This window comes from Sphingobacterium sp. SYP-B4668 (assembly GCF_027627455.1).
Classification (GTDB): Bacteria; Bacteroidota; Bacteroidia; order Sphingobacteriales; family Sphingobacteriaceae; genus Sphingobacterium.
Genome location: NZ_CP115483.1, coordinates 896558 through 922357 on the forward strand (window position 1 = coordinate 896558; position 25800 = coordinate 922357).

Sequence of the window (25800 nt, forward strand, 5' to 3'; positions counted from 1 at the left end):
TATAGGTTAAATATAGAGGTAACGATTTGAATATGTATCCAGCTGCTGAGAAGCGTTTTGTAAGAACCAATAGAATAACAATTATCGTTCTTTTTTTGGTCATTGCGGCTGGGGGAATTGTTAGAAGTACGGGCTCGGGTATGGGATGCCCTGATTGGCCAAAGTGTTTTAATCAGATTATTCCGCCGACTGATGTCTCTCAACTGCCTGCTGGCTACGAGGAGCATTATATAGAAGGGCGAGCGAAAAAGAATCAGCGTTTTGCAAAAATGGTCGAATTCTTTGGATTCCCGGAAAAGGCAGAACAGATAAGAACAGATAAGGGAATATTGGTACATGAAGAGTTCAATGCTGCAAAGACTTGGACGGAGTACGTTAATCGCTTAGTTGGTGTCGCTGCTGGTTTTTGCTTATTGTTTGCCGCTATCTTTTCGTTTACCTATGTAAAAAGTAAAAAGTCCATCACAGTATGGAGCGTTCTTAATCTTTTTGTCGTTGTTGTTCAAGCTTGGTTGGGATCGATTGTTGTCTCTACTAATCTGACGCCGTGGGTGATTACCGTTCATATGCTTTTAGCGTTGTTGATAGTTGGGATAAGTATTTATACATACTTTAAAGCAACTACGCTTCGCAATAAAAATATTCTTGTCAATCATCAGTTTGTAGGCTTTAAGATATTGGCTGGTCTGGCACTGTTCATCACTCTTGTACAAGTCGTGTACGGTACTGAAGTACGGGAACATATCGATCATTTGAGCGATATTGGGACTGCACGTTCGGAATGGATTACTTCTATTGGGATTCATTTCGATATTCATCGAATACTGGCTTACGTTACATTAGCTTTGGTCGCTATTTTATTCTTCTTGATTAAGTCTAGATTTAGCGTACTTTCTATACAAGCCAAATACGCGTGGATTATGTTCGTTTTGGTGTTGATCCAGATGATTTCAGGAATTGTATTGGCTCGATTCGACGTACCAGCTTTTGCACAAACAACACATTTGGTGATTGCCAGTTTGCTTTTTGGCGCTCAATATTATGTCATGTTGTTGCTTTCGAAATTTAAAAGATAAGATATTAAGGGATGTTAATGTTAGATATTGGAATGATTTGCTCGGCTTATGCCTATAGCGATGTTACAGAGAGGGGGCGGAAGGGATGAAGCAGTTTATTTCTGATTTTAACAAGCTTGTAAAATTACGACTGACGTTAACTGTTGTATTTTCGGCATCTATTTCATTTTTGATAGGTGCAACTCAACAGGGTGAAATCATGTGGTTCAATTGGGCCTTGCTTACTTTAGGTGGTTTCTTGGTGACAGGTGCTGCCAATGGTTTCAATGAAATCATTGAAAAGGATTTAGACCGATTGATGAAACGTACAGAAGATAGACCTTTACCAGCAGGCCGTATGACGACCGGACAAGCGTTGGTCTTAAGCGTCTTTATGGGTATTTCGGGAACGCTTGTATTGGTGCAACTTAATTTTATTGCGGGTCTTTTGTCTGTTTTTTCAATCTTTTTGTATGCATTTGTATATACACCTTTGAAGCAGAAGTCTCCCATTGCCGTTTTCGTTGGGGCCTTTCCCGGAGCGTTGCCTCCTCTGATTGGTTACTATGCTGCATTTAAGTCGGCCGGATTTGGCCTAGAATATGCGGCTATCAGTGAGGCGGCCGTAGTGGTAACTCCTCTAGTATTGTTCGCAATTCAGTTCGTCTGGCAGTTCCCTCATTTCTGGGCTATTGCTTGGGTGGCTGACGAAGACTATAGAAATGCGGGATTTAGGCTTTTGCCAACCAAGGAGAAAGATGCTGGGTCGGCATGGATGATATTTTTGTCCGCATTGCTCATGATACCTGCAGGGTTTTTGCCCTTATATTTTGGATTTGGAGGTCTCGTTTTTACAATTGTATCGTTGATTGGTGGGTTGGCATTTAGTTGGTACGGATACAAGCATTTACAAGAAAGAAGTATTAGCTCGGCTAAAAAGGTAATGTTTACCTCGTTTATTTATTTACCAGTTACACAATTGGTATTATTGTTTGATTTTATCCCGTTGAGATAATGGTTTTAGATATGAATACCGAATTACAACAAGAGGAATTACAGCAGTCAAGGAAGGCAAAGAAGTTTAATCTTTGGCTGGGTATGATTGGTATGTTCATGATGTTTGCAGCGTTGTCAAGTGGCTTTATCGTGTATACAGCTAGTGGTGTCGATAAGGGCATCAAGACGACACTTCCTAATGCATTTATTTACAGTACAATTCTTATTATATTGAGTAGTGTCACCCTTCACTTTGCGAATGTAGCAGTTAAGAATAAAGAATACGCGAAGCAAAGAAGTTTGCTGGTAGCTACAGTCGTGTTGGGGATATTGTTTTTTGTCTGTCAAGTACATTCTTGGCAGGTGTTGATTGATAGAGGGATTTATTTCTTGAATATCAATGCATCCCAGTCTTTTATTTATGTATTTACAGGGATGCACTTAGCCCATATCATTGCGGGCGTGATCGTACTGGTTAGATGTTTTGCGGGGACTGTTAAACCAATTCCGCATGGCGATAACCTGTTCCGCATGGAGCTTGCCACTATTTTTTGGCATTTTCTCGATCTTTTGTGGATTTATATATATGTTTTCTTACTTTTGAATCAATAATACTAAACAATGAGTACAACTGTATCGCAATTGGATAAGGTAAAGGACGGCCCTTGGAGTGGCGGTAAGTCACCTTGGAACTTAGAGTATGGAAAGATCATGATGTGGTTTTTCCTTGTGTCGGACGCATTTACATTTTCGGCTTTCTTGATTTATTATGGAGCTCAACGTTTTGCGCATTTCACGTGGCCGGATCCAGATAAGGTCTTTCAATCTATTCCTCTTATCGCGGATAGTGGACAGCCTTTGGTTTTCGTAGGTATCATGACGTTTATCTTAATCATGAGTTCCGTTACCATGGTATTGGCGGTAGATGCTGGTCATCGTAACAAAAAAGACGAGGTCGTGAAATGGATGTTGTGGACTATTCTCGGTGGTTTGGCTTTCTTAGGTTGTCAAGCTACAGAATGGACGCACTTACATCACCTAGGCTTTTGGTTTGGTCAGAATCCAGGAACTGGTTTGGAAGGCGACGCCATTGCGGAAGCTTTGAGACCTTATTTCACGAATGATATTTCTTACGTATCGGCACTTCAATTCTCGAACTTGTTCTTTACGATTACAGGGTTCCACGGATTTCACGTATCGATTGGGGTAATCTTGAATATAATTGTTCTTTTTATGACAATGAACAATACTTTTCAAAATAGAGGTTCCTACCTGATGATTGAAAAAGTGGGTCTATACTGGCACTTTGTCGATTTGGTTTGGGTATTCGTATTTACATTCTTCTATCTAGTCTAATTACTTTTTAACACGAACTGATTATGTCAAATCATCACGATAATATAGCTGCACACGAAGGTCATGACCATGACCACGGCGGAATGGATAAGAAGGGCATCTGGAGAATTTTCTTTGTTCTTCTTGCGCTAACATGTTTAGAGTTTTTAATTGCCTTAGGATTTGTTCATCACTGGCAAATCTTGGCGAAAGGTGCATTGGTCAATACCATTTATATCGTATTGACCTTAGTGAAGGCGTACTATATCGTCGCTTACTTTATGCACTTGAAATTTGAAAAATCGAGCTTCATTGTCTGTTGTGGTATTGTTTTTATCTTTATCATTTATTTTATTATTCTCATGCTGACAGAAGGTGATTACTTACTGCACCATTTTCATGAGTACCCGATGTGGCCAAATAAATAATATTCATGCAAAATACTTCTCGTAAGAAAGGTATTTCTACTCTAATAATCCTGGCTATGGTTCTCCTGCTGCCAGGATTTTTGTATGTATTGGTGAACCGAATGGGAGCTTCAAATACATATGTAAAGCTCCCCATCTACGGAGAGAAAGTGCTTAGCGGTACTGTAAGTCGTAAGATGGGAAGGGAGTTTAAGGATACCTTGTTTCATCAAGTTCCTGTCATTCAATTTACGGATATGAATGGGAAGACTGTTAATTTTATTGATAACGATTCAACGATATCTGTTGTTCATCTTTTCTATACTAAGGATAAGTCATTCTCACGAACGATGATCAATAGATTGAATGCAGTTGCCACTAATTTGAAGCGTAATCCAAAAGTACGTTTCTATTCTATTTCAGTCGATTCGAATAGTGATACTCCTGAGATATTGAAGATATACGCCCAAGGATATAGGTCGGAAGAAAAGAATTGGTCGTTTCTGACAAGTCCATCGGTTGACATACTAAAGTTTGCACGAGAAGAACTATTATTGGATGCTATGGTTGATACGCAAGACTCCTCCAAGTTGATTATTGGTAGTTCTTATGTATTATTGGATTCGCAGAGGCGTATTAGAGGATTTTATGATTTGAATTTGACGACTGAGCTGGAACGCTTAGAGGAAGAAGTTAAAGTACAATTGGTGGAGGAATTTCGCAATATACCGACGAAGGTCGAAAAAAGAGATTAATATGGGACAACAAACACTGGCGGAGAAAAAGTATAATAAATGGATTGTGATATTGTCTATCACTATTCCAGTGGTCGTAGCTATACTTTTCGGCGTAAATTTGAGAAAACTAGGGTACGATGTGACACCGTTGTCATTTTTGCCACCTATATATGCGGCTATTAACGGGCTGACCGCTATTCTACTGGTTTGGGCGGTGGCTGCCATTAAAAAGGGCAATCGAAAGCTACACGAACGATTGATTAAGCTCTGTATAGCTTGTTCTGTGGCTTTTTTAGGGATGTATGTAGCCTACCATATGACTGCTGATTCGACACCATATGGTGGTGAGGGCGCTATGCGATATGTTTATTTTGTCATTTTGATATCACATATACTGCTATCGATTGTAATAATACCTTTTGTACTGATTACCTTTGTAAGAGGAATCGCTGGGGCATATGAGAGACATAAAAAGTTGGCGCGGATTACCTATCCGATGTGGCTGTATGTAGCTGTTACTGGAGTTGTGGTTTATTTAATGATTTCGCCCTACTATGCACACTAGCGTTTGGTATAACGATTGACGTGTGGTAATACCCGTGTCCCTGCCGGATATAGGTAGTTTGTATTAGGAGAATCTGGATAATACTTTTTGTGTTGTCAAGTTAGTCTTTATAATTTTAATAGTTATGAGAGTTTGGATTTATCAATCAAGTCGTCGCTTCAGTGTGGAAGAGCAGAATATAATTCAGCAAAAACTATCTTCGTTTGTAGAGGTTTGGAATGCCCATGGGAAGTCTTTGGCCGCTAAGGCTGAATTGCGACATGGACTGTTTATTATACTTGGAGTCGATGAGAAGCAAGTACCCCCTTCAGGTTGTTCAATAGATAGTTCCGTGCATTTTTTGAAGGGATTGGAAAGCGAATTTGGGGTGAGCTTATTTGATCGTTTTCAGTTGGCCTATCGAGATCAGGGTGAAATTAAAGTAGCCGCACGACAAGAGTTCGAACAGCTGGTACAAGCCGGCTTGATTACGCCCGATACTATCGTCTTTAATAATATGGTGACCGAAGAGGCTGCATTATTGAATGAATGGGAAATTCCATTTAAGAAGAGTTGGCACGCGAAGGTCTTTAATTGAGTTGTAAGCGAATTTTTAGAATTAGTATAATTAGAGAAAAGCGGCTGTTGATATTCAATGGCCGCTTTCTTTATTACTTTTTGTCTACACTATATGAGCCAGGGCCTATGAATATTAGACCGATATAGACAAACATTAATTCCAATGCATGGGAGGCTCCACCCCAGCCATCGCCAGCGCTTAGATGCTTTGCACCTGCGACAAGCATCGTGAAAGCTAACAAAATGCAAACGGGCCTATACCATAGTCCCATTAAAAAGAATAAGCCACCTATAGTCTCCGTAACGGCTGCCATAAATCCCCAAAATGCCGGAATAAATGTGACGCCTAAATTGCCCATTGACTTACCTACACCATTCCATACATCTGGTCCACCCGTCAATTTGGGAAGACCATGTAAAATCATAAATGCACCAACGCCTACACGTAGTATGAGTAAGCCTAAATCTTTTTGTTTTGATAAAGAAGAGAGTATCGCCATTTTATTAATCTATATAGTTGAGTTTTACTTTGGTTTTGGTCGTTACTAATTGGACCTTTCGGCCCATCATGAGTGCGTGATTGTCGTCTATATGACCTGCTGGATAAGCAAATGCAACCGGGTAATTGTATTCCATTACTTTATCCATCACGATTTCTTCTACAGATTGACCGAAGGAAGGGGCGCTGTCCTTCATCGAGGTGAAACCGCCTACAATCAGGCCATTGAGTGCCGCTAATTTGTTGGCTCGCTTAAGTGTCCATAGCATGCGGTCGATATTGTAATACTGCTCTCCGACATCTTCAATGAAGAGTATTTTTCCGGCATAGTCTACATCCGATTGCGAGCCAATGATACTTTGTAGTATAGCTAGATTTCCACCTGTGAGCACCCCTTCACCCAATCCCGAACGGTTGACGAATGACTTTTGGATATAATTGAAATCTATCTTATGACCAAAGAGGGCCGCTTTCAATGTTTCCAAGGATTCAGAGGTGCCATCTGCAAAAGATTTAGGCATCTGACCGTGAATGGTCGGGATTTTATACAATTGTTGTACGTGGCTATGTAAAACGGTTATATCACTAAATCCGATGATCCATTTGGGGGTTTTCTGGAATTTAGTGAAATCGATACGGTCTATGATACGCACTGAGCCGTAACCGCCGCGGGCTGCAAATATTGCTTTTATCTCCGGATTGTCCAAGGCGTCTTGTAAATCTTGAGCTCTTAAACTGTCATCGCCTGCGAATTGGTGATGTGTCGAACCGACGGACTGGCCGAGTTGTACTTTCAATCCCCAGTTTTCTAAAATATTGACGGCTTCGTCTATATTGCCACGAATAAAACTGGCTGGTGCTACAATTGCAACCTTATCTCCGGCTTGAATAAAATCAGGTATTTTCACGTATATCTTTATTTTAATAGCGCAAATTGAATTATCTTTGTCAAACAAACAAAAAATGTTTGTTTTTTATTTTTTGAACACATCTAAATTACAATTATACTTTGAGTAGTACAGATAAAAAACGTTACACCATTACATCGGCATTGCCCTACGCCAATGGACCATTGCATATTGGGCATTTGGCTGGAGCTTATATCCCGGGAGATATTTTTGTCCGTTATTTGCGTCTTAATCAGAAAGATGTCGTGTATGTATGTGGTTCGGATGAGCATGGCGCAGCTATTACGATTAAAGCGAAAAAGGAAGGTATTACTCCTCGCGAGATTATTGATAAATACAACAAACAAATAAAGGATAGTTTTGAAGAGTTTGGAATATCTTTTGATATTTACCATCGTACTTCCGAACCGATACATCATCAACTTTCCCAAGAATTTTTTCTGAATTTATATCAGAAAGGTGAATTCGTCGAGCGCTTTTCAGAGCAATATTACGACGAAGAATTTCATCAGTTTTTGGCGGATCGATATATTGTAGGTACTTGTCCTAATTGCCATTCCGAAGGTGCCTATGGTGATCAGTGTGAGAAATGTGGTACTTCATTGAGTCCTACGGACCTGATTAACCCGATATCAACGCTGAGTGGGAAGACTCCCGTATTGAAAGAGACGAAGCATTGGTACTTACCGTTGGACAAATACCAACCTTGGTTAGAAAAGTGGTTGATTGAAGGTAAGAAAGATGAGTTGAAGTCCAATGTGTTTGGTCAATGTTCTTCTTGGTTGAAATCTGGTCTACACCCGAGGTCGATGACGCGTGACTTGGATTGGGGCGTAGATGTGCCATTGGAGGAGGCTGAAGGAAAGAAACTATACGTATGGTTGGATGCTCCAATAGGTTATATTTCTGCTACTAAACAATGGGCTTTGGACAATGGTAAGAATTGGGAAGACTATTGGAAAGAACAACCCAATCCAGAAGACAATTCTTGCTTGATTCATTTCATAGGAAAGGATAACATTGTCTTCCACTGTATTATTTTTCCAGCGATACTTCATGCACATGGTGGATATATCTTGCCTGATAATATTCCCGCCAACGAATTCTTGAATCTAGAGGGCGATAAATTGTCAACTTCTAGAAACCATGCAGTATGGCTGCACGAATATTTGGAGGAGTTCCCGGGTAAGCAAGACGAGTTGCGATATGTGTTGACCTCCATTCTCCCTGAGACTTCAGATAGTGAATTTACATGGAAGGATTTTCAGGCGCGTGTCAACAATGAGCTGGTGGCTATTCTGGGGAATTTTGTGAATCGGGTAATGGTACTTTCGCATAAATATTTTGAAGGAAAAGTCCTGAGAGGTTCTGCTTTGGAGGCGACCGATCAGTATGTATTTGATGAATTGAAGAAATATCCGGAACAGATTACGCAAAGTATAGGTCAGTATCGGTTCCGTGAAGCGTTGGCACAATTTATGAATGTTGCGCGATTAGGTAATAAATATCTGGCGGACGCTGAGCCTTGGAAAGTAATCAAAACGGATGAAGAACGTGTCAAAACGGTGTTGAACGTGTCGTTGCAAATTGCTGCAAATCTGGCGGTGCTTGCTCAACCTTTCTTACCTAAAACATCAACGACACTTTTTGAAATGCTAGATTTACCACAACAGGATTGGTCGCAGGCGGGAAGAGAAGATTTGTTGGCTGATGGACATGGTTTGGGTGAGGTACAGCTATTGTTTGAAAAAATCACAGATGAACAAATTGCATTCCAATTGGATAAGCTAGCTGCTGCGAAGGCCAATAATGCTAAAGTTGTGATGCCTGCAGCGCCAGTGAAGGAAAATATTAATTTTGATGATTTTGTAAAGATGGATATCCGTGTGGGTACTATTCTTGCAGCCGAAAAGGTCGCTAAAACAAAAAAATTGCTTAAGTTAACGATTGATACAGGAATAGATCAACGTACGGTAGTTTCTGGGATAGCTGAGTTTTTCACCCCTGAAACTATTGTTGGACGTCAAGTCTCCATATTGGTGAACTTGGAGCCGAGAGAAATAAAGGGCATCATGTCACAAGGTATGATTTTGATGGCTGAGGACATGGATGGTCGTTTGGATTTTGTACAACCATCAACCGCCATTCAACCTGGAAGTACAGTGAGATAGATAAATATTATTGTATATATCGCTATAGCGAAAAGGGCGGATTGATAAGATTCGCCCTTTTTATGTTATACCGAAGGTTTAGGCCGCTTGTCTCTTTCTCCAGTAATCAAATAGTAAGAATAGCAAGAAAGATGCAAATGAGGGCAGGACCCACCAAAGCTCATACTTGGCCAGGGGAATAGCTTGGACGAGGTGCTCAGCACCTTGAAGATGGAGGTCAAAACTCGATAACAGATAGATGGTCGAGACTAAAGTAGTACCTATCATAGCCCCTATAAAAGGAAGATTCGTAGAAAGAATCCTCCCAAAGACGAGCACATATAGGACCAGTGTGATGACAATGGGATAGATGAATGCTAAAAAGGGATAGGCTACTTGAATAATATATTCTACTCCAGTGATGGCGAGTACGCCAGATAAGATACAGCAGATAGTGACAATCCATTGGTAGCTGACCCTACCTCCTGATAGCTTACTGAAAAATGTACCTACAGCGCATGTCAAAGCAATAGCTGTTGTTAGGCAAGCAAGGGCGATGCTTAGTGATATAGCTGTTGTGCCATAGCGGCCAAATATCTGATGTGAAATATAGAGTAGTAGTTCCGCTCTTTTGACTTCATCAGTCAGTGGAAAACCTGATGTAGCACCTAAGAGTACAAGTCCTCCATAAATCAAGAATAGAAATATAGCAGCTAAGAGACCGGCACTGGTGACTATCTTATTCTTGTCTTTGAGCTTTTCGTACCCCTTCATCTTGGCCGCCGAGATGATGATTCCAGTGAAAATGACAGAAGCCAATACATCCAAGGTCTGATAGCCTTCCATAAATCCAATCTTGAAGGCCTCGCTTTTAACTATTTTGGTAGCAAAATCGGAAGAAATGGGATGCCATATACCCATGAGGATTAATCCTAATAAAAGGATTAATAATACAGGGGTCAAAAAATTTCCAATGACATCGACTACTTTTGAAGGACGGATAGAGAGTGTAAAAGTTATTGCGAAAAATAGCACTGAACCCCAAATAGGAGATAGGTTCGGGAAAGTCGGTAAGAGTCCTACTTCAAAAGTAGTAGCAGCCGTACGCGGTATGGCTATAAGTGGACCTATCCCTAACATGATCATGATTCCAAGTATTGTGGCTATGTACGGGTGTGACCTATTTCCTAAATCGTTAAAAGTCTCCCCTGAGTTAATGACGGCCAATACACCTAAAAAAGGAAGGAGAATACCTGTGAGCCCAAATCCTAAAATAGCCGAATCCCATTGACTGCCACTGCTCAAGCCTATGAGTGGGGGTAACAATAGATTACCTGCTCCGAAGAACATGGCAAATAAGGCAAAGCCTAGGGTGGTGATGTCACTGATTTTTTTCAACGTGTATTGGGTTTGACGGGTTGATTTTGTTTTTCTGTCCCGCAAATATAATAGGACTTTCTAATTAAACAATAAATCCACAATCTGTTTGGCCTCTTTCACATCGTGGACACGCAGTATTTGGACACCTTTACTAAGAAGGATTGTATTTAGGGCTGTCGTTCCATTTAGTGCATCATGGGCTTGGAGTCCAAGTTTTTTATAAATCATTGATTTTCGGGACAGTCCACCTAGAATAGGAAGTCCGAAGTAATGCAACTCATCAATACGATGTAGGAGTTCATAATTTTGAGTGGTGTTTTTTGCGAAGCCAAATCCAGGATCTAGAATAATATCCTTCACACCAAGTGCCCGCAATTCTGAAATCTTATTTCCTAAAAAAGTAGCGACATCCGTGACGATATCCTCGTAAACGGTGAATTCCTGCATGTTCTCGGGTAATCCACGCATATGCATTAGAATATATGGAACTTGTAATCTTGCTACTGTGGTAAACATTTGTTGATCAATAGTGCCTCCAGATACATCATTGACGATGCTAGCACCTGCTTGGATACTCGCTGCGGCGACATCCGCGCGGAAGGTATCAATCGAGAGTATGGCGTTAGGAAAGGCATGATGTATCGCTTCAATGACAGGGAGTGCCCTATCCATTTCTTCCTGGGAAGAGATTAACGGGGCCCCTGGACGAGAAGAATAGGCCCCGATATCCAGAATATTGGCCCCATCATTCAATAGTTGGGATGCTTTTAGCAGGGCCTGGGTTATGGTCGTATGCTGACCTCCATCAAAAAACGAATCTGGGGTGACGTTGACTATGCCCATTAATTGTGGGTAGTCAAATGTGATAAGCTCTCCTTTTACGTTGATTGATTGAGCTTGGTGGGTATGCATCATCTTCATAGTAGACAAACCTAAATAAATTCATTTACAATATAATTGTGATAACCCATAAAATGAATTTATTCATCTGTTCCTGCCAATCTGTTACTGATGGTTGTAACATAATATTAACTTTTACAAGCCATTCGACACTCGTTTTTGAAGGGAAGTGTATGATCTAGGAGAGAAGTTAGACTAAGTTATATTTTGTTAATCGTTATGGCGTAAAATTTAGAAATGGGAACTGCAGATGGATAATAGATATGCTTGAAATACATTTTGTTGTCGCCACGCCAAAAAACATCTGATATAAAGCAAAAATAGAGGTTTTCTTTTTCAAGAAATGCGAAAAAATCTCGCAGGTTAAATATGGTTTTGAACCCCGAATTATTCTTTTTCTGGATAAAATATTCCTCACATTCTTGTCCAGGGAAGTAACCATTGAGTCTGATGGTCTGAGATTGATTATACCTTATACAGTTCGGGTTTCCTACCTCACCGCCTTGTTCGCCAGTTGTTAAGTTAAAGCTATAATCGGATGTGTGGCCACCTTCGCAAAGTAATATATCTTCAGAGGGACAGTATGTTACAAAAGCGACATCCGTCACTCGTTTGACCTGCTCTATGGAATCGTATGTCTCGTAATAGTGTAATTTTCCATTCTTGAATTGTATACTACTCACAAATGGCCCATCAATGGTAGAATCTAACGCAGAATGTTCGTTGTAGCCGGCGAAGACGACCCGACCTTCCAGCATTTTCTTTACTTTTTCGAAATCACTGATTGTATATAAAGTGTCAGGCTGATAGGTCGTTGAAGTTTTGAGGTGTGTAAAGGCAAGAGAGTCTATCTCCGAAATCTGCAAGCTGTCCGAGTTGAATTTAACGGTGCCTGTGGTATCGACGAGGGTGGGAGGAATCTCCGAATGAGCGAGTTCTTGTTTTTTCGAGTGGTTGATACATCCTGTAAGGGAGGTCAGCAATGCGAGGACGATGAATATGTATATTTTCATAGAACATAAATGATAGAAAGGCCGATGTTAAGCGATGTCTACAGAACTGTTTGCATTTTATTTTACAACTACACCGTCCGCTATGATGGTTATAGATGCTTTGGGCTTTGTAATTTTGGCGATTTCTTCCTTGGTTTTGCCTAAATCTTCAGCATAATGTTTTTGCCAAGCGACAGTGGATTCTTTTACCCTAGCTCTGCCTTCTACGACTACGGTCTTACCGACAATATCCTCTGGCATGAAGTAGCTATAATCGGCAAAACGAACCATGATGGGTTCTTTTCCTCCGTCTCGCTTGATGGTCATGAAGCATCCTTTCTTTTTGCAGACCTCGAGCACGACTCCTTCTATCTTACCCGTGTAAACACTATCTTTCCCGAAAGATTTTTCCAATTTGGCTACAGAGATAGCCTGATTGTAGTTGATTTTCTTTCCATACTGCATACCAGACTTAGCTGAAGGAATCTTCGTTTGCTGCGCTATACTTGAAGATATGCATGCAATTGATAAGACCAAAAATAGTGTTGTTTTTTTCATCGGGAAATAATTACTGATACGTGTTTTTGATAGCTGAAAGCATAGGTTCACTTGTGCGAGTAGGTTAGCTGAAGAACCCCCGTCTACTTGTAGACAGGGGTAATTCGTTTATCCATGCTCCACGGAGACGTTATTTTCTTATAAACTCAAATTTGCCACTTGGGTCTAATTTCATAATGGTGGAAGGAGTTCCAATAGTACGTTCTTGTTGTCCGTATTTCACGACATAGTCCACACCTTTGATAATCTCTTCATCGATATCATCAAACTTTGCAGCAGAGGGTTGGCCGCTGACATTGGCGGAGGTCGAAATGATGGGTTTTCTAAAACGCTGCAATAGTTGCTCACAAAAGGGATGTTTTACCAATCGGATTCCAATAGACCCATCGTCTGCAACCGCATTAGAGGCGAGGTTTTTGGCATTGGAGTAAATAATCGTCAAAGGTTTGTCAGTATACTCTATGAGTTGGTAAGCTACTTCTGGAACATCATTGACGTATCCTGCCAGCTGATTCTCATTGTGCAACAATACGATAAGACTCTTCTCTTTTGCACGTCCTTTTAATTCAAATACACGTTCTACCGCTTCAGCGTTTGTGGCATCGCATCCTATGCCCCAAATCGTATCTGTTGGGTATAGGATGAGCCCTCCATTTTTTAATGTCTCGAGGGCTTTATTGATATCTTCTCGATCTATTGTACTCATCCGGTTGAAGTGAAATTAAACAGCGACATTGTGATCGCGAAGTGCATCATTAAGTGATGTCTTTTTGTCCGTAGATTCCTTACGTTGGCCTATGATTAATGCGCAAGGTACTTGGTATTCTCCAGCGGGGAATTTTTTTGTATAAGACCCTGGGATGACAACGGAACGGGCAGGTACGCGTCCTTTGTACTCTACGGGTTCATGTCCAGTGATGTCAATTATTTTTGTAGACGCTGTCAATACAACATTTGCACCAAGGACAGCTTCAGATTCTACGCGAACACCTTCTACAACAATCACGCGCGACCCTACGAACACATTATCTTCAATAATAACGGGCGAAGCTTGTAGGGGCTCTAATACACCGCCTATACCGACACCCCCGCTGAGGTGCACATGCTTACCTACTTGAGCGCAAGAACCTACTGTGGCCCAGGTATCTACCATAGTGCCTTCATCTACGTAAGCGCCGATGTTGACATACGAAGGCATCATAATGACCCCTTTAGCCAAATATGCCCCATATCGTGCAGATGCCCCAGGTACTACACGTACACCCAACTGCTTGAAGTTAGTTTTTAACTTCATCTTGTCGTGATATACGAAAGGACCAGCTTCCATTTCTTTCATCTCTCGGATAGGAAAATATAGGATGACCGCTTTTTTTACCCATTCGTTTACGTGCCATCTTGTACCAATAGGTTCAGCCACACGGATTTCTCCGTTGTCTAATTTTTGAATAACTGTGCGAATGGCTTCGGTGTACTCTTTATACTCTAACAATTGCCTGTCTTCCCAAGCGTCTTCAATTAATTTTTGCAAATTTTCTAATTCCATCGAACTATATCTGATATGTTGTATAACAAAGATGAAAAAAAATGTTGACATCGGAAGGGCGTTTAAAATTTATCTACTAATTTGACTGTGCTTTCTGTGTATTTTTTAGTTGTTGGATTTATCCAATATTTGCGATCTGCATATGTGTTCAACCTGGCTTAGGAAATTGTCTAGGGCCCGTAGGGCTATCTTCTAAAATGGAGGTATCATTTAGTTGTGCTCCTCGCTAGAGCAATTCATCTAGTTAGCATCTAAAACAGATGATAGGTACAGGGAGGGTGACGTTAGATTTCGTGGATGTGTACGAGAGATCACGAAACCCTAGCATAAAACCTTTAACGTAGGATAGCTCGTTAACGTCTTTATTACTTTTGCGTCTTCATAACTTCATTTTTTACTTTTAACTTTGATTCTACCATGACATCTGAGCAATCAGATAGTCTATGTTACGAAGTTGCCGACAGAGGGAAGTTGATTCATAGGTCTGGGACAATAGGCAAGTTACAATATAATTATTCCAATAAAACTATGGCAGAAGAAAAAGAAAAACTTAGAATAGACAAGTATTTATGGTCCATCCGGATATTTAAAACACGAAGTTTGGCAACTGAGGCATGTAAAGCAGGAAGGGTAAAGCTAAAGGGACAGAATATCAAGCCTTCCTATCCTGTCAAAGTCGGTGAGACTTATGCCATCCAAAAGGGAGCAGAGCGTCGAGTGATTAAGGTTGTGGGCCTACTAGAACGTCGGGTGGATGCCAAGACAGCTGTACAATTTTATGAAGATCATACTCCTTTGGAAGAGACTTATGCTTATAAGTCTGTCTTTCTTCAACCTGTCTTGCAACGAGACAGAGGAGCTGGACGACCTACCAAACGAGATAGACGAGATATTGAGGGCCTTCAAAATGAATGGTGGGAATCTCTTGAGGATGATTAGGGAATACAATAGCCGAAGTTGTGTAACTTAAGTAGCCAAACTATTGAGATTTATAGCTGATCTTTGTAGAAAATAAAAAGCATATGGAAGCGATTTCGAATACTAAGGGGAAGCTCTCATCTGCAAATGATAAAAAATGATGATATGGAATTGATTTATGGTCCATGGCCGTGGTATATAGGCGGTCCGCTTGTAGCGTTTTCTATGATTGCACTTATTTTATTGGGCAAGAATTTTGGTGTCTCGGCTAATTTTAGGACAATGTGCTCTATACTGGGTGCAGGGAAAACGTCAGATTTTTTTAGATTCGAGTGGAAATCCCAAATCTGGAATTTGTTGATTTTAGGGGGTGCCGTGATAGGTGGGTATATAGGTGCGCATCTATTGTCCAATGGACAGCAGGTGCCGGATATCAGTCCAGATACTATCGCTCACCTTCAAGGTTTGGGGTTTGCGAGTGCAGGACAAGCTTATGCGCCATCAGAGCTATATCAGGATTTGACCATCAAATCTTTGGGGCTATTGCTTTTTGGTGGCATATTGGTGGGGTTTGGTACTCGATATGCTGGCGGGTGTACATCTGGTCATGCTATTTCAGGACTTAGCGATTTACAATTACCGTCCCTAATTGCCGTTATCGGTTTTTTTATAGGAGGATTGGTGATGGTACATCTTCTATTTCCCTTTATTTTTTAAGTATTAAGACATGAGAAAATTGATTTTTATCTTTATCGGATTAATCTTAGGATTGACGATGTACAAGGCTGAAGCAGCATCTTGGTTTAGGATATATGAAATGTTTAGCTTCCAGTCCTTTCATATGTATGGATTCATCGGTTCGGCTCTGCTTATTGGGATTGGTGGAATCCAGTGGATCAAAAGGAAGAGTATAAAGGACATCGATGGCCATGCTATTGCGATACAACCCAAAGAAAAAGTATTTAAACGGTACTTATTTGGAGGAATTAGTTTTGGGCTGGGTTGGGCCTTGGTTGGAGCGTGCCCTTTGCCAATGTTTGTGTTAATCGGTGCTGGGGTGTTTCCGATTTTAATCGTTATTTTCGGAGCTATTTTGGGAACCTGGATGTATGGAATGCTGCGTAATAAATTACCTCATTAAAAAAAAGACAGTATGATGCATGCGGCACTTTTACAGGCCTATCAATCCGTCTTTGAACCTAGACTCTTGGGCGAGATTGAGGAAAGCGCGCGTTTTATGGAGTATAAAGCCGGCGATACGATCATAGATGTAGGACAGTATGTAAAGATGATGCCTTTGCTTATTAATGGCGCTATCAAAATATTGCGTGAAGATGCGCGCGAAGGGGAGTTGCTGTTGTATTTTTTGGAAAGAGGTGATACTTGTGCGATGACATTGGCTTGTTGTCTGGGCAATAAGAGAAGTGAAATCAAAGCTATCGCTGAACGTGATGTGTTGGTAGCGATGGTGCCGATTACTAAGATGGAGGAATGGCTGGCCAAATATGGCACATGGCGTAATTTTGTGTTTTCCAGTTACAATAATAGGTTTGAAGAGATGCTAGGTGCAATTGATAATCTGGCTTTTCATAAAATGGATAGTCGAATTATGAACTATTTGGAAGAATTGGCCAAAGTAGGTCAAAGTCGTACTATAAACAAGTCCCATCAAGAGATCGCCGATGCGCTCAATACTTCGCGTGTGGTCGTATCCCGTATTTTGAAAGTTTTTGAAAATGAAGGAAAGATAAGGCTGAATCGAAATACCATCGATCTCTCTTGAGAGTTGGATGGAAATCCCACCTCCCCTCGAAATGCTAACTTGATAATCACCTGTTGTAACAAATGTTACCGTTTTAGTGGGCGGAGCTGAATAGCTTTGTAGTCTAATCATTAAAAGAAAAAATGGAAATAGTCGCTTACTTGTTAGCCGTATTGATTGGAATATCACTTGGTATGATCGGTAGTGGTGGGTCTATATTGACTGTTCCAATATTGGTTTACTTGTTGGATATCGATCCTATACTCGCGACGGCCTATTCTTTATTTATCGTAGGTTTGACATCGTTGGTGGGCGGAGTCACGCAGACGATTCACAGACAAGTAGATTATAGAATGGTATTTCTCTTTGGTGTGCCTTCTATTATAATGGTCTTGATAACTAGAGGATATTTGGTGCCATTGATTCCCGAGCATATTCTGTCGGTTGGTGAATTTGAATTGACAAAGGGAGCGTTAATCATGTTACTATTCGCAGGGATTATGTTGTTGGCTTCGATTTCGATGATTCGAACTAAAGATTGTTCGCTTCAAGAAAATCATACTCTGGATTATCAACAGATCATAATCAAAGGTGGTTTCTTGGGGTTGGTGACAGGTATGGTCGGGGCAGGGGGCGGATTTTTGATTATTCCTGCATTAGTTCTTTTTGGGGGAATGCCAATGAAGAAAGCGGTTGGGACATCGTTATTGATTATAGCCTTTAATTCGTTGATAGGGTTTGTAGGTTTTATTGAGATAGATGGACATCAAGTGGACTGGAAATTGTTGTTTATCTTTTCACTGGCGGCTATTTTGGGGATTCTGATAGGAACATTAATCGCGAAGAGAGTAAGTGGGCAACGACTTAAGACTATATTCGGATGGTTTGTTTTGGGCATGGGACTGTTGATATTGGTTGAGGAGATTTTTAATATTTAGAAGAAGTAGACATTAACGAAAGGTATTTACTATGTTTTTTGAACGCATATATGATGAGAGTCTAGCTCAAGCGAGTTATATAATAGGCTGTCAGGCAAAAGGAGTGGCCATTGTCATTGATCCTAAAAGAGATGTTGATACTTATCTAGAAGTAGCTAATCGAAACAACCTAGAAATCACAAACGTGACCGAGACGCATATACATGCAGATTTTTTAAGTGGCTCAAGGGAACTAGTCGCGGCCACAGGGGCCTCGTTACACCTGTCAGATGAGGGGGGGAGCGATTGGCAATATGAATTTGATCATATCGGGCTGAAAGATGGAGATGTTATAAAGATAGGAAATCTAACGTTAGAGGTGATGCATACACCTGGGCATACACCTGAGAGTATCAGTTTTGTACTAACGGATCACCCTGCTTCGGATTTACCCATTATGGTATTCACAGGTGACTTTGTATTTGTTGGAGATATCGGGCGTCCTGACTTATTGGAGAAGGCGGCAGGTTGGAAGGGCACCTCCGAAGTTGGTGCGAAGCAAATGTTTCATTCAATACAACGTTTCTTAGCATTGCCTGATTACGTGCAGTTGTGGCCAGGACATGGGGCCGGTTCTTCTTGTGGGAAGGCTCTAGGTGCTGTCCCTAGTAGTACAGTCGGTTATGAACGTATCCGTAATTGGGCACTATTACAAACTAATGAAGAGCAGTTTGTGACGGAATTATTAGAAGGGCAACCTGAGGCACCGACCTATTTTGCGATGATGAAAAAACTCAATAAGATCGAGCGACCTTTGCTTGTGGAGGTTCCAAGGATCCCCTTGTTGAGAGATCAACAATTTCAGGAATATCAACGGGAGGGAGCTATTATAATCGATACACGTCCTAAGGATGTCTTTGTCAAGGGACACCTTGCGGGGGCACTTAATATTCAATTTAAGCAATCTTTTGCTACGTGGGCTGGATGGACCATTGCATATGACAAACCTATTATACTTCTTGCTACCTCTGAGCATATAGAACAGCTTACCCGAATGCTGATGCGGATTGGGTTAGACCGTGTAGTAGGTTACATTTCAGGAATGGAGGGATTGGACCTGCCACTTCAAACTACTGAGGTGGTGTCTATGGAAGAGGTAAAAGAAATCATAGGAGATAACTCTGTTCAGCTTATTGACGTACGCAGTGCCGCTGAATACGAAGCTGGACATATTCCTGGGGCCAAAAATATCATGTGGGGAAGGATGGAACAGCATTTAGAAAACATCGATACGCATAAGGATGCTGTTATTTATTGCCAGAGTGGAGATCGGGCGACAATAGCTGCTTCGATATTAAAGAAGAACGGATTTAAGAATTTGAAGATTTATATGGGTAGTATGGCCGATTGGCGAGCAAAGGGACAAGAGGTAGATTAATTAAGAAAGAAAGGCGGCGAATGGATTTCCGCCTTTTTTTCTTATTCGGGTATATTAGAATGCCCCATGTACCGTACGATTCGATTTGCTTTGCCGTTGACATAAGGTGATGGATTTCTCGCATCCCATTTTTGAGGGCTTGGCAAGATTGCAATGATGAGGGCAGCCTCTTTCTTAGTCAAGCTCTTGGCTGATTTATGGAAATAATACTGAGCCGCAGCTTCGGCACCATATACACCTTGCCCCATTTCGATTACATTGAGATAGACTTCAAGAATTCTCTTTTTGCTCCAAAGAAGCTCGATCAAAAAAGTAAAGTAGGTTTCAAAGCCTTTTCTTACCCAAGAGCGATCAGGCCAGAGGAATACATTTTTGGCGACTTGTTGGCTGATGGTGCTACCACCGCGAAGCTTCTTTCCACTTTGGTTTTTCTCAAGGGCTGTCTGTATTGCTTTTACATCAAAACCATTGTGATCCATAAAGCGAGCATCTTCGCTGGCGATTGCCGCTCTTTTGAGATTGTTCGAGAGTTCATCATAGTCCAACCATTCCTTTTCTAATTTCCATTCTTTGCCCGCACCTTTGCGTTCGAAACCTCGTTTGAGCATTAGATAGGTGACTGGAGGGTCAATGAAACGCAAACAGATAACCCAAAAGATAGTCAGCGCAAAAAAGCCTCCAACGACACGTAGTGTCCATTTCAATATCTTTTTCTTTAAATCCTGTGTGCTGGATTTACGTTTGACTTTGTTTCCTCTTCTGATGGCCATTTACCTACGCTGTTTTTTGCTGCAAACTTAAGCTGTATTAAGCATTGTTGATACATTTATTTTAAAATACCTGTATTTTGTACTTATCATAGTGTCAATCCCCATAAAATATAGGATTCCTGATGACCTTGGAATACATAGCTGTTGAGGAAAAAGATTAGGAATGACTTTACCCTTGATAAGTTGCCTAATTGGTACATTTCTCTTATTTTTACGACTTATCTAAATTCAATAAAATTGGCAAAGGCAGTGAAGAAAGAAACCCCTCTTATGCAACAGTATAATGCGATAAAGGTTAAATATCCTGGAGCATTATTATTATTCAGAGTAGGAGACTTTTATGAAACGTTTGGTGAGGATGCGATTAAAGCCGCGGGTATTTTAGGGATTGTACTAACAAAAAGGGGCAACGGAACGGAATCGGAAACTGCTTTGGCGGGATTTCCGCATCATTCTTTAGAAACCTATTTACCTAAATTGGTAAGAGCGGGACAGCGGGTCGCTATATGTGATCAGCTAGAAGACCCAAAGATGACCAAAACTATTGTAAAAAGGGGAGTGACCGAACTTGTGACGCCTGGAGTATCCTATAGTGACAATATCGTTCATCAAAAATCTAACAACTACCTTGCATCTGTCTTTTTTGAAAAAAATATATTAGGGGTATCCTTTTTGGATATCTCTACAGGTGAATTCTTGGTTGCGCAAGGAAGCAGCAACTATGTTGATAAACTTTTGCAAGGCTTTAAGCCGACTGAGGTTATCCTACCTAAAAAACAGCTGAAGGAATTTACAGAGGCATTTGGAAGTCATTTCTATACGTACACCTTAGATGAATGGCCTTATACGGGCGACTATGCTTCAGAGAATTTGCTCAAACATTTTGAAGTGAACTCGATGAAGGGATTCGGGATTGAACGAATGCCTGTTGGAATAGTAAGTGCCGGAGTAGCTTTACATTATTTAAATGAGACCGAACACCGTAATCTACAGCATATCTCCAATATTTCAAGGATAGAAGAAGATCGTTACATGTGGTTGGATCGCTTCACGATACGTAATTTGGAATTAATCGGCTCGGCCAATGATAATGCAACCACGCTATCAGATGTACTCGATCAGACCTCGTCTCCAATGGGAGCTCGGCTATTGAAAAGATGGATTGTGATGCCTTTGAAAGATAAGAAATCAATTCAAGAGCGATTGAATACTGTCGATTATTTTTATCAAAACCAACCCCTACGGGATGAGTTGATAAAGGAAATCAAGCAAGTAGGTGACCTCGAACGACTGATTAGTAAGATTGGTTTGCAAAAAGCAAATCCTCGAGAAATCGTACAGCTTAAACGATCGCTATTTGCCATAGAGAAACTAAAAGAACTCACACAGGCGACGGATTCTGAAGCTTTGCATGTGATTGCTGAACAACTCAATCCGTGCCTCTTGATCCGTGAAAAGATTGAGCGTGAGATACAGTCCGAACCCCCAGTAGCCTTGAACAAAGGTAATGTCATGGCTAATGGTATAGATGTCGAAATGGATCGATTGCGTAAGATTGCATTTGGAGGAAAGGATTACTTACTCGAAATCCAACGGAGAGAGTCGGAAGCTACGGGGATCCCATCTCTTAAAATAGCCTTCAACAACGTATTTGGATATTATTTGGAGGTGACCAACACCCATAAGGACAAGGTGCCTGAAGGCTGGATTCGTAAACAGACTTTGGTAAATGCAGAACGCTACATCACGGAAGAACTGAAGGAATATGAGGAACAGATTCTTGGTGCCGAAGAAAAAATCCAGGCTATAGAAAATAGATTGTATTCCGAGCTTTTAATAGCGATAGCGGACTATATCAAACCGATACAATTAAATGCACAACTGATTGCAAAATTGGATGTATTGTTGAATTTCGCTGTGATTGCGGAGAAGAACTATTATGTCAAGCCCGAAGTCAGCGAGAGCAAAGTGTTGGATATAAAAGGCGGAAGACATCCTGTGATTGAGCGTAACTTGCCGATTGGTGAGGACTACATTACCAATGATACTTATCTGGATAATGATGGGCAGCAGATTATTATTATTACGGGACCGAATATGGCGGGTAAGTCCGCATTACTTCGTCAAACGGGTCTTATTGTACTGATGACCCAAATGGGCTCTTTTGTGCCTGCAAAAGAGGCACATATCGGATTGGTTGATAAGATTTTTACAAGGGTAGGGGCTTCGGATAATTTGTCCTCTGGCGAGTCTACCTTTATGGTGGAGATGAATGAAACTGCGAGTATCATGAATAATCTTTCGGATCGAAGCCTGATATTATTGGATGAGATTGGACGAGGTACCAGTACGTATGATGGTATATCTATTGCCTGGGCTATTGCCGAATTTTTGCACAATCACCCGACAGCAAGAGCCAAGACTCTTTTTGCGACACACTATCATGAATTGAATGAATTGAGCACTTCAATGCCTCGAATTAAGAATTTTAATGTGACGGTGAAAGAAGTCAATAATAAGGTTATTTTTCTCCGTAAGCTGGTGCCGGGAGGTTCCGAGCATAGCTTTGGAATACACGTTGCTAAATTGGCCGGTATGCCTCCTCGATTACTTGCGCGCGCCAATGAAATCCTTAAACGGTTAGAACAGGAGCGGACAGGGGGTGAGCAGATCAAAGATAGCATGCGTAAGATACAAAAGCAGGCCTACCAACTCCAGATGTTTGCCATTGATGATCCCATTCTGGAAAAGATAAGAGACATGCTGAATAATCTAGATGTCAATACCCTCACTCCGGTCGAAGCATTGATGAAGCTTGATGAAATCCAGCGACTCCTAAAGAATTAGAATCTGAAAAACAATTCTAAGCTGCCATAGTGTTGGTAGATATTGGTCACTAAGTTGTTGTCCCATTGATAAGGGGTATGATGGTATCCTAGCTCTAGTCCGATATAGTTTCGTTTGGATACGCGGTACATTGTAGCGAGACTAGCACCTAGATGTAAGGTGTTAACATTGTGAAATTTGGTACTTGAACCATCCCCATACTCGTCATAGTAATTGTCGTTATATACCGTTTCGGAAAGTCCGGTTGTAATCATATCCCAACCAATTATTAGTTTCGGGATTATAACGTATTTATCGCGGTCGTAGACTTTGTAGCCAACATTCCCGCCCACAAAAATGCTTGCAGATGAATTGACGGAGACTACTTCATCGTACAATTGGTAGTCAAAGTTTTTGTCTGAGCTGTTGATTCGGACTTTGATGCCTCCTTCAAAGATGAAGTTCCTATTTAATGAACTCATTATCGTAATGCCTAATGTAGGATTGTATCCAAATGTGGTATTGCGCCCACCTAAAGGACCATACCCTCCCACATAGGCTAATATCCCTGTTTTTCCTTTGTAATGTTCTATGTCAATTTGATCTTCTGAGGGGGTACTTAGCGCCGCTATTTCATCAAAATCATCTGCAAATAAGGCGATGAGCTTTCGCTCTTGTGGGGACCAGTCATACGAGGCTGAGGACAAGAGTGCTTGAGCCTTTAATTTCAAAAGGGAGTCGATAGGGTGACGCAGTGGTACAAAATCGTATTCTTGGGGTTGCTTTTTAAATAAATCTTGGAAATTCTTTTTATCGGTACTGTTCCATCTTTTGATAAGTTTCTGATCCAATCCATCGTTAAAATATTGATCAATCTGGCTAGGGGTATTATTATTAGAAATGAGTGCCAATGTGATTTTTAGACGTTGGTTGAACTCGTTTGTACCACAGGTTGCTATCATGGACTCTATCAGCTGTGTACTATTAGCAAAATCATTTTTTTCCAATAGGGGTACTAATTTGGAAAGAGATTCATGCATTAAGGGTTCACATCTTTGGGCATTAGCTTGCTGAGCAGATGCAGAATACGGAGCTATCAAAATAATCAGTATCAGATACAGCGGATTGAACGTCAGGGTAAGTTTCATATCTATCTTAGAATATGGAGACCAATGTAGTGAAATTTTATGATTTACGGAATGTAGAATAGTGACTTGTTAAAGTTCTAAAGCACTATCTTTGTGAGATGTCGTCAATATTTTCATTCAAGCAATTCCAGGTGGATCAAACTGATTGTCCCATGAAGATCAATACCGATGGAGTATTACTCGCTGCAAGTACACCTACCCTTCCTATCGGACGTATTTTAGATATTGGTACTGGTACCGGCGTGATTGCGATGATGTTGGCCCAACAGTTTAATCATGCGACAATAGAAGCCGTGGAAATCGATCATGCTGCCGCCAATCGCGCGCGGTCTAACTTTCAGTCCTCCATTTTTGCTGAGCGGTTGTGCTTGCACTCTGGCTCCTTTGAAGAGATGTTAGTAACAGGGACTTATGATTTGATTGTTTCTAATCCACCTTTTTATGTAGACTCTTTGCACAATCCGGATCAGCGAAAGAAAGTTGCTCGACATGCCGATGAATCATTTTTTGACAAATTACTATACTTTGCTGGCTTGCATATCCATGATGGGGGGATGCTAAGACTTATTTTGCCGCCAGAACTAGCTGCTGAGGTGGTGAGCAGAGCCATATCACAGGAGCTTTATCTCGCACATACTCTCCGTGTCAAGTCTTACACTAAAGATGCAGATATTAGACATATTGTTTCATTTCGTAAACGAATGAAAGTTGATAGCGAAGAGAATATATTCGTGATTTATGAACGTAGAGGAGTTTACTCTGCAGGTTACAAAGCCTTGTTAAAGCCTTATTTTTTGGCATTTTAAGTAGATGTTGAACATGGTATACTCCACGCAAATCGAGCTTGCTAGCTCATGAAATAATTACGTACATATGAAAAAAATTGGACTGATATCCGATACACATAGTTACTTAGATGATGCGGTATTTGAGTATTTCAAATCTTGTGATGAAATATGGCATGCTGGGGATTTTGGCACAATTGAAGTGGCAGATGCCCTTGCTGCATTCAAACCCTTTAAGGGTGTATATGGTAATATCGATGGTAAGGATATTCGAATTCAATATCCCGAAAATTTGCGGTTTAAGTGCGAAGAAGTGGATGTGTGGATGACCCATATTGGTGGGTATCCGGGAAGATATGCTCCTGCAGTCAAAAGCGAAATCTATCTTCACCCGCCGCAATTATTCATTTGTGGACATTCGCATATCTTAAAAGTTCAGTATGATAAAAAATTGCAATGTTTACATCTAAACCCAGGGGCCGCTGGTAAGCAAGGTTGGCATAAAGTGAGAACATTGATGCGATTTGATATAAACGTGAATAAAATTGAAAATTTGGAAATAATAGAATTGGCTAATCGTTAAGGTCTGGTTGTCATTTGGTTGCGATAATGTTTTTGGTTACCTACATTTGGCGCAAATCATATAAACAAAA

Annotated in this window: 28 protein-coding genes; 18 read left to right on the forward strand and 10 right to left on the reverse strand. The window is 40.8% G+C overall.

What is annotated here, in order from left to right:
* Positions 1-32 precede the first annotated feature (32 nt).
* From OQ289_RS03820 to OQ289_RS03855, 8 genes are all read left to right on the forward strand, one after another.
* The gene (locus OQ289_RS03820; protein WP_270090853.1) at positions 33-1076 is read left to right on the forward strand and encodes a COX15/CtaA family protein; all 1044 of its coding nucleotides are present in this window, start codon (positions 33-35) and stop codon (positions 1074-1076) included.
* An 85-nt stretch (positions 1077-1161) separates the two neighbouring features.
* A complete protein-coding gene (cyoE, locus tag OQ289_RS03825) occupies positions 1162-2070 on the forward strand; it encodes a heme o synthase (protein ID WP_270089486.1) in 909 nt (302 codons plus the stop codon).
* An 11-nt stretch (positions 2071-2081) separates the two neighbouring features.
* Positions 2082-2663 carry a cytochrome c oxidase subunit 3 gene (locus OQ289_RS03830; protein ID WP_270089487.1) on the forward strand — a complete coding sequence of 194 codons (582 nt, stop codon included), beginning with the start codon at positions 2082-2084 and terminating at the stop codon, positions 2661-2663.
* A gap of 9 nt (positions 2664-2672) precedes the next feature.
* The gene (locus OQ289_RS03835) at positions 2673-3407 is read left to right on the forward strand and encodes a cytochrome c oxidase subunit 3 (RefSeq protein ID WP_033564737.1); all 735 of its coding nucleotides are present in this window, start codon (positions 2673-2675) and stop codon (positions 3405-3407) included.
* A 23-nt stretch (positions 3408-3430) separates the two neighbouring features.
* Positions 3431-3814 (forward strand): cytochrome C oxidase subunit IV family protein, encoded by a 384-nt coding sequence (locus OQ289_RS03840; protein ID WP_033564738.1) that lies wholly within the window; start codon positions 3431-3433, stop codon positions 3812-3814.
* 5 nt (positions 3815-3819) lie between these two features.
* A complete protein-coding gene (locus OQ289_RS03845; RefSeq protein WP_270089488.1) occupies positions 3820-4548 on the forward strand; it encodes an SCO family protein in 729 nt (242 codons plus the stop codon).
* Between the two features lies 1 nt (position 4549).
* Positions 4550-5095 (forward strand): DUF420 domain-containing protein, encoded by a 546-nt coding sequence (locus OQ289_RS03850; RefSeq protein WP_270089489.1) that lies wholly within the window; start codon positions 4550-4552, stop codon positions 5093-5095.
* A gap of 124 nt (positions 5096-5219) precedes the next feature.
* Positions 5220-5672 carry an ABC transporter ATPase gene (locus tag OQ289_RS03855; RefSeq protein WP_270089490.1) on the forward strand — a complete coding sequence of 151 codons (453 nt, stop codon included), beginning with the start codon at positions 5220-5222 and terminating at the stop codon, positions 5670-5672.
* 73 nt (positions 5673-5745) lie between these two features.
* Here OQ289_RS03855 and OQ289_RS03860 read toward each other — a convergent pair whose 3' ends face one another.
* Positions 5746-6153 (reverse strand): DoxX family protein, encoded by a 408-nt coding sequence (locus OQ289_RS03860; RefSeq protein WP_270089491.1) that lies wholly within the window; start codon positions 6151-6153, stop codon positions 5746-5748.
* 4 nt (positions 6154-6157) lie between these two features.
* On the reverse strand, positions 6158-7060 hold the full coding sequence (locus OQ289_RS03865) for a S66 peptidase family protein (RefSeq protein ID WP_270089492.1): 903 nt from the start codon (positions 7058-7060) through the stop codon (positions 6158-6160).
* A 101-nt stretch (positions 7061-7161) separates the two neighbouring features.
* Between OQ289_RS03865 and metG the strand changes: the two genes are divergently transcribed.
* Complete coding sequence (metG, locus tag OQ289_RS03870) at positions 7162-9231, forward strand: methionine--tRNA ligase (RefSeq protein WP_270089493.1); 2070 nt, start codon at positions 7162-7164, stop codon at positions 9229-9231.
* Between the two features lie 78 nt (positions 9232-9309).
* Here the strand turns inward: metG and brnQ are convergent, their stop codons facing one another.
* The 6 genes from brnQ to OQ289_RS03900 form a co-directional block, all read right to left on the reverse strand.
* Complete coding sequence (brnQ, locus tag OQ289_RS03875; RefSeq protein ID WP_270089494.1) at positions 9310-10608, reverse strand: branched-chain amino acid transport system II carrier protein; 1299 nt, start codon at positions 10606-10608, stop codon at positions 9310-9312.
* A gap of 60 nt (positions 10609-10668) precedes the next feature.
* Positions 10669-11511, reverse strand: a complete 843-nt coding sequence (gene folP / locus OQ289_RS03880; protein WP_270089495.1) for a dihydropteroate synthase — start codon at positions 11509-11511, stop codon at positions 10669-10671.
* Positions 11512-11690: 179 nt separating this feature from the next.
* Positions 11691-12503 carry a hypothetical protein gene (locus tag OQ289_RS03885; RefSeq protein ID WP_270089496.1) on the reverse strand — a complete coding sequence of 271 codons (813 nt, stop codon included), beginning with the start codon at positions 12501-12503 and terminating at the stop codon, positions 11691-11693.
* 57 nt (positions 12504-12560) lie between these two features.
* The gene (locus tag OQ289_RS03890; RefSeq protein ID WP_270089497.1) at positions 12561-13040 is read right to left on the reverse strand and encodes a DUF4920 domain-containing protein; all 480 of its coding nucleotides are present in this window, start codon (positions 13038-13040) and stop codon (positions 12561-12563) included.
* A 130-nt stretch (positions 13041-13170) separates the two neighbouring features.
* The gene (locus OQ289_RS03895; protein WP_270089498.1) at positions 13171-13746 is read right to left on the reverse strand and encodes an L-threonylcarbamoyladenylate synthase; all 576 of its coding nucleotides are present in this window, start codon (positions 13744-13746) and stop codon (positions 13171-13173) included.
* Positions 13747-13761: 15 nt separating this feature from the next.
* Entirely contained in the window at positions 13762-14583 is an 822-nt protein-coding gene (locus OQ289_RS03900; RefSeq protein WP_033564749.1) for a 2,3,4,5-tetrahydropyridine-2,6-dicarboxylate N-succinyltransferase, read from the reverse strand.
* Positions 14584-15111: 528 nt separating this feature from the next.
* On the opposite strand from OQ289_RS03900, the gene OQ289_RS03905 reads away from it, so the two are divergent.
* The 6 genes from OQ289_RS03905 to OQ289_RS03930 all read left to right on the forward strand — a co-directional run bounded on the left by OQ289_RS03905 (position 15112) and on the right by OQ289_RS03930 (position 19618).
* Entirely contained in the window at positions 15112-15522 is a 411-nt protein-coding gene (locus tag OQ289_RS03905; protein ID WP_033564941.1) for an RNA-binding S4 domain-containing protein, read from the forward strand.
* Positions 15523-15666: 144 nt separating this feature from the next.
* Positions 15667-16218, forward strand: a complete 552-nt coding sequence (locus OQ289_RS03910) for a YeeE/YedE family protein (RefSeq protein WP_270089499.1) — start codon at positions 15667-15669, stop codon at positions 16216-16218.
* A 10-nt stretch (positions 16219-16228) separates the two neighbouring features.
* A complete protein-coding gene (locus tag OQ289_RS03915; protein WP_270089500.1) occupies positions 16229-16642 on the forward strand; it encodes a DUF6691 family protein in 414 nt (137 codons plus the stop codon).
* A 12-nt stretch (positions 16643-16654) separates the two neighbouring features.
* Positions 16655-17284 carry a Crp/Fnr family transcriptional regulator gene (locus tag OQ289_RS03920; RefSeq protein WP_270089501.1) on the forward strand — a complete coding sequence of 210 codons (630 nt, stop codon included), beginning with the start codon at positions 16655-16657 and terminating at the stop codon, positions 17282-17284.
* Between the two features lie 122 nt (positions 17285-17406).
* A complete protein-coding gene (locus tag OQ289_RS03925; RefSeq protein WP_270089502.1) occupies positions 17407-18201 on the forward strand; it encodes a sulfite exporter TauE/SafE family protein in 795 nt (264 codons plus the stop codon).
* A gap of 31 nt (positions 18202-18232) precedes the next feature.
* Complete coding sequence (locus OQ289_RS03930) at positions 18233-19618, forward strand: MBL fold metallo-hydrolase (RefSeq protein WP_270089503.1); 1386 nt, start codon at positions 18233-18235, stop codon at positions 19616-19618.
* A 41-nt stretch (positions 19619-19659) separates the two neighbouring features.
* Here the strand turns inward: OQ289_RS03930 and mtgA are convergent, their stop codons facing one another.
* The gene (gene mtgA, locus OQ289_RS03935) at positions 19660-20388 is read right to left on the reverse strand and encodes a monofunctional biosynthetic peptidoglycan transglycosylase (RefSeq protein ID WP_270089504.1); all 729 of its coding nucleotides are present in this window, start codon (positions 20386-20388) and stop codon (positions 19660-19662) included.
* 237 nt (positions 20389-20625) lie between these two features.
* Between mtgA and mutS the strand changes: the two genes are divergently transcribed.
* A complete protein-coding gene (gene mutS, locus OQ289_RS03940; protein WP_270089505.1) occupies positions 20626-23235 on the forward strand; it encodes a DNA mismatch repair protein MutS in 2610 nt (869 codons plus the stop codon).
* Here mutS and OQ289_RS03945 read toward each other — a convergent pair.
* Positions 23232-24362, reverse strand: a complete 1131-nt coding sequence (locus OQ289_RS03945; RefSeq protein ID WP_270089506.1) for a hypothetical protein — start codon at positions 24360-24362, stop codon at positions 23232-23234. The genes mutS and OQ289_RS03945 overlap by 4 nt on opposite strands.
* A gap of 152 nt (positions 24363-24514) precedes the next feature.
* Here OQ289_RS03945 and OQ289_RS03950 point away from each other — a divergent pair, with 152 nt between their 5' ends.
* Entirely contained in the window at positions 24515-25168 is a 654-nt protein-coding gene (locus OQ289_RS03950; protein WP_270089507.1) for a tRNA1(Val) (adenine(37)-N6)-methyltransferase, read from the forward strand.
* 67 nt (positions 25169-25235) lie between these two features.
* Positions 25236-25730 carry a metallophosphoesterase family protein gene (locus tag OQ289_RS03955; RefSeq protein WP_270089508.1) on the forward strand — a complete coding sequence of 165 codons (495 nt, stop codon included), beginning with the start codon at positions 25236-25238 and terminating at the stop codon, positions 25728-25730.
* Positions 25731-25800: the final 70 nt, after the last annotated feature.

Coding starts and splice junctions, on each gene's coding strand:
- OQ289_RS03855 (WP_270089490.1), top strand. CDS start 5,220: ATGAGAGTTTGGATTTATCAATCAAGTCGTCGCTTCAGTGTGGAAGAG.
- OQ289_RS03925 (WP_270089502.1), top strand. CDS start 17,407: ATGGAAATAGTCGCTTACTTGTTAGCCGTATTGATTGGAATATCACTT.
- OQ289_RS03860 (WP_270089491.1), bottom strand. CDS start 6,153: ATGGCGATACTCTCTTCTTTATCAAAACAAAAAGATTTAGGCTTACTC.
- OQ289_RS03885 (WP_270089496.1), bottom strand. CDS start 12,503: ATGAAAATATACATATTCATCGTCCTCGCATTGCTGACCTCCCTTACA.
- OQ289_RS03950 (WP_270089507.1), top strand. CDS start 24,515: ATGAAGATCAATACCGATGGAGTATTACTCGCTGCAAGTACACCTACC.
- OQ289_RS03895 (WP_270089498.1), bottom strand. CDS start 13,746: ATGAGTACAATAGATCGAGAAGATATCAATAAAGCCCTCGAGACATTA.
- cyoE (WP_270089486.1), top strand. CDS start 1,162: ATGAAGCAGTTTATTTCTGATTTTAACAAGCTTGTAAAATTACGACTG.
- folP (WP_270089495.1), bottom strand. CDS start 11,511: ATGAAGATGATGCATACCCACCAAGCTCAATCAATCAACGTAAAAGGA.
- OQ289_RS03915 (WP_270089500.1), top strand. CDS start 16,229: ATGAGAAAATTGATTTTTATCTTTATCGGATTAATCTTAGGATTGACG.
- OQ289_RS03835 (WP_033564737.1), top strand. CDS start 2,673: ATGAGTACAACTGTATCGCAATTGGATAAGGTAAAGGACGGCCCTTGG.
- OQ289_RS03840 (WP_033564738.1), top strand. CDS start 3,431: ATGTCAAATCATCACGATAATATAGCTGCACACGAAGGTCATGACCAT.
- mtgA (WP_270089504.1), bottom strand. CDS start 20,388: ATGGCCATCAGAAGAGGAAACAAAGTCAAACGTAAATCCAGCACACAG.
- OQ289_RS03955 (WP_270089508.1), top strand. CDS start 25,236: ATGAAAAAAATTGGACTGATATCCGATACACATAGTTACTTAGATGAT.
- OQ289_RS03890 (WP_270089497.1), bottom strand. CDS start 13,040: ATGAAAAAAACAACACTATTTTTGGTCTTATCAATTGCATGCATATCT.
- OQ289_RS03945 (WP_270089506.1), bottom strand. CDS start 24,362: ATGAAACTTACCCTGACGTTCAATCCGCTGTATCTGATACTGATTATT.
- OQ289_RS03905 (WP_033564941.1), top strand. CDS start 15,112: ATGGCAGAAGAAAAAGAAAAACTTAGAATAGACAAGTATTTATGGTCC.
- OQ289_RS03910 (WP_270089499.1), top strand. CDS start 15,667: ATGGAATTGATTTATGGTCCATGGCCGTGGTATATAGGCGGTCCGCTT.
- OQ289_RS03930 (WP_270089503.1), top strand. CDS start 18,233: ATGTTTTTTGAACGCATATATGATGAGAGTCTAGCTCAAGCGAGTTAT.
- OQ289_RS03845 (WP_270089488.1), top strand. CDS start 3,820: ATGCAAAATACTTCTCGTAAGAAAGGTATTTCTACTCTAATAATCCTG.
- OQ289_RS03820 (WP_270090853.1), top strand. CDS start 33: ATGTATCCAGCTGCTGAGAAGCGTTTTGTAAGAACCAATAGAATAACA.
- OQ289_RS03900 (WP_033564749.1), bottom strand. CDS start 14,583: ATGGAATTAGAAAATTTGCAAAAATTAATTGAAGACGCTTGGGAAGAC.
- OQ289_RS03850 (WP_270089489.1), top strand. CDS start 4,550: ATGGGACAACAAACACTGGCGGAGAAAAAGTATAATAAATGGATTGTG.
- OQ289_RS03920 (WP_270089501.1), top strand. CDS start 16,655: ATGATGCATGCGGCACTTTTACAGGCCTATCAATCCGTCTTTGAACCT.
- OQ289_RS03830 (WP_270089487.1), top strand. CDS start 2,082: ATGAATACCGAATTACAACAAGAGGAATTACAGCAGTCAAGGAAGGCA.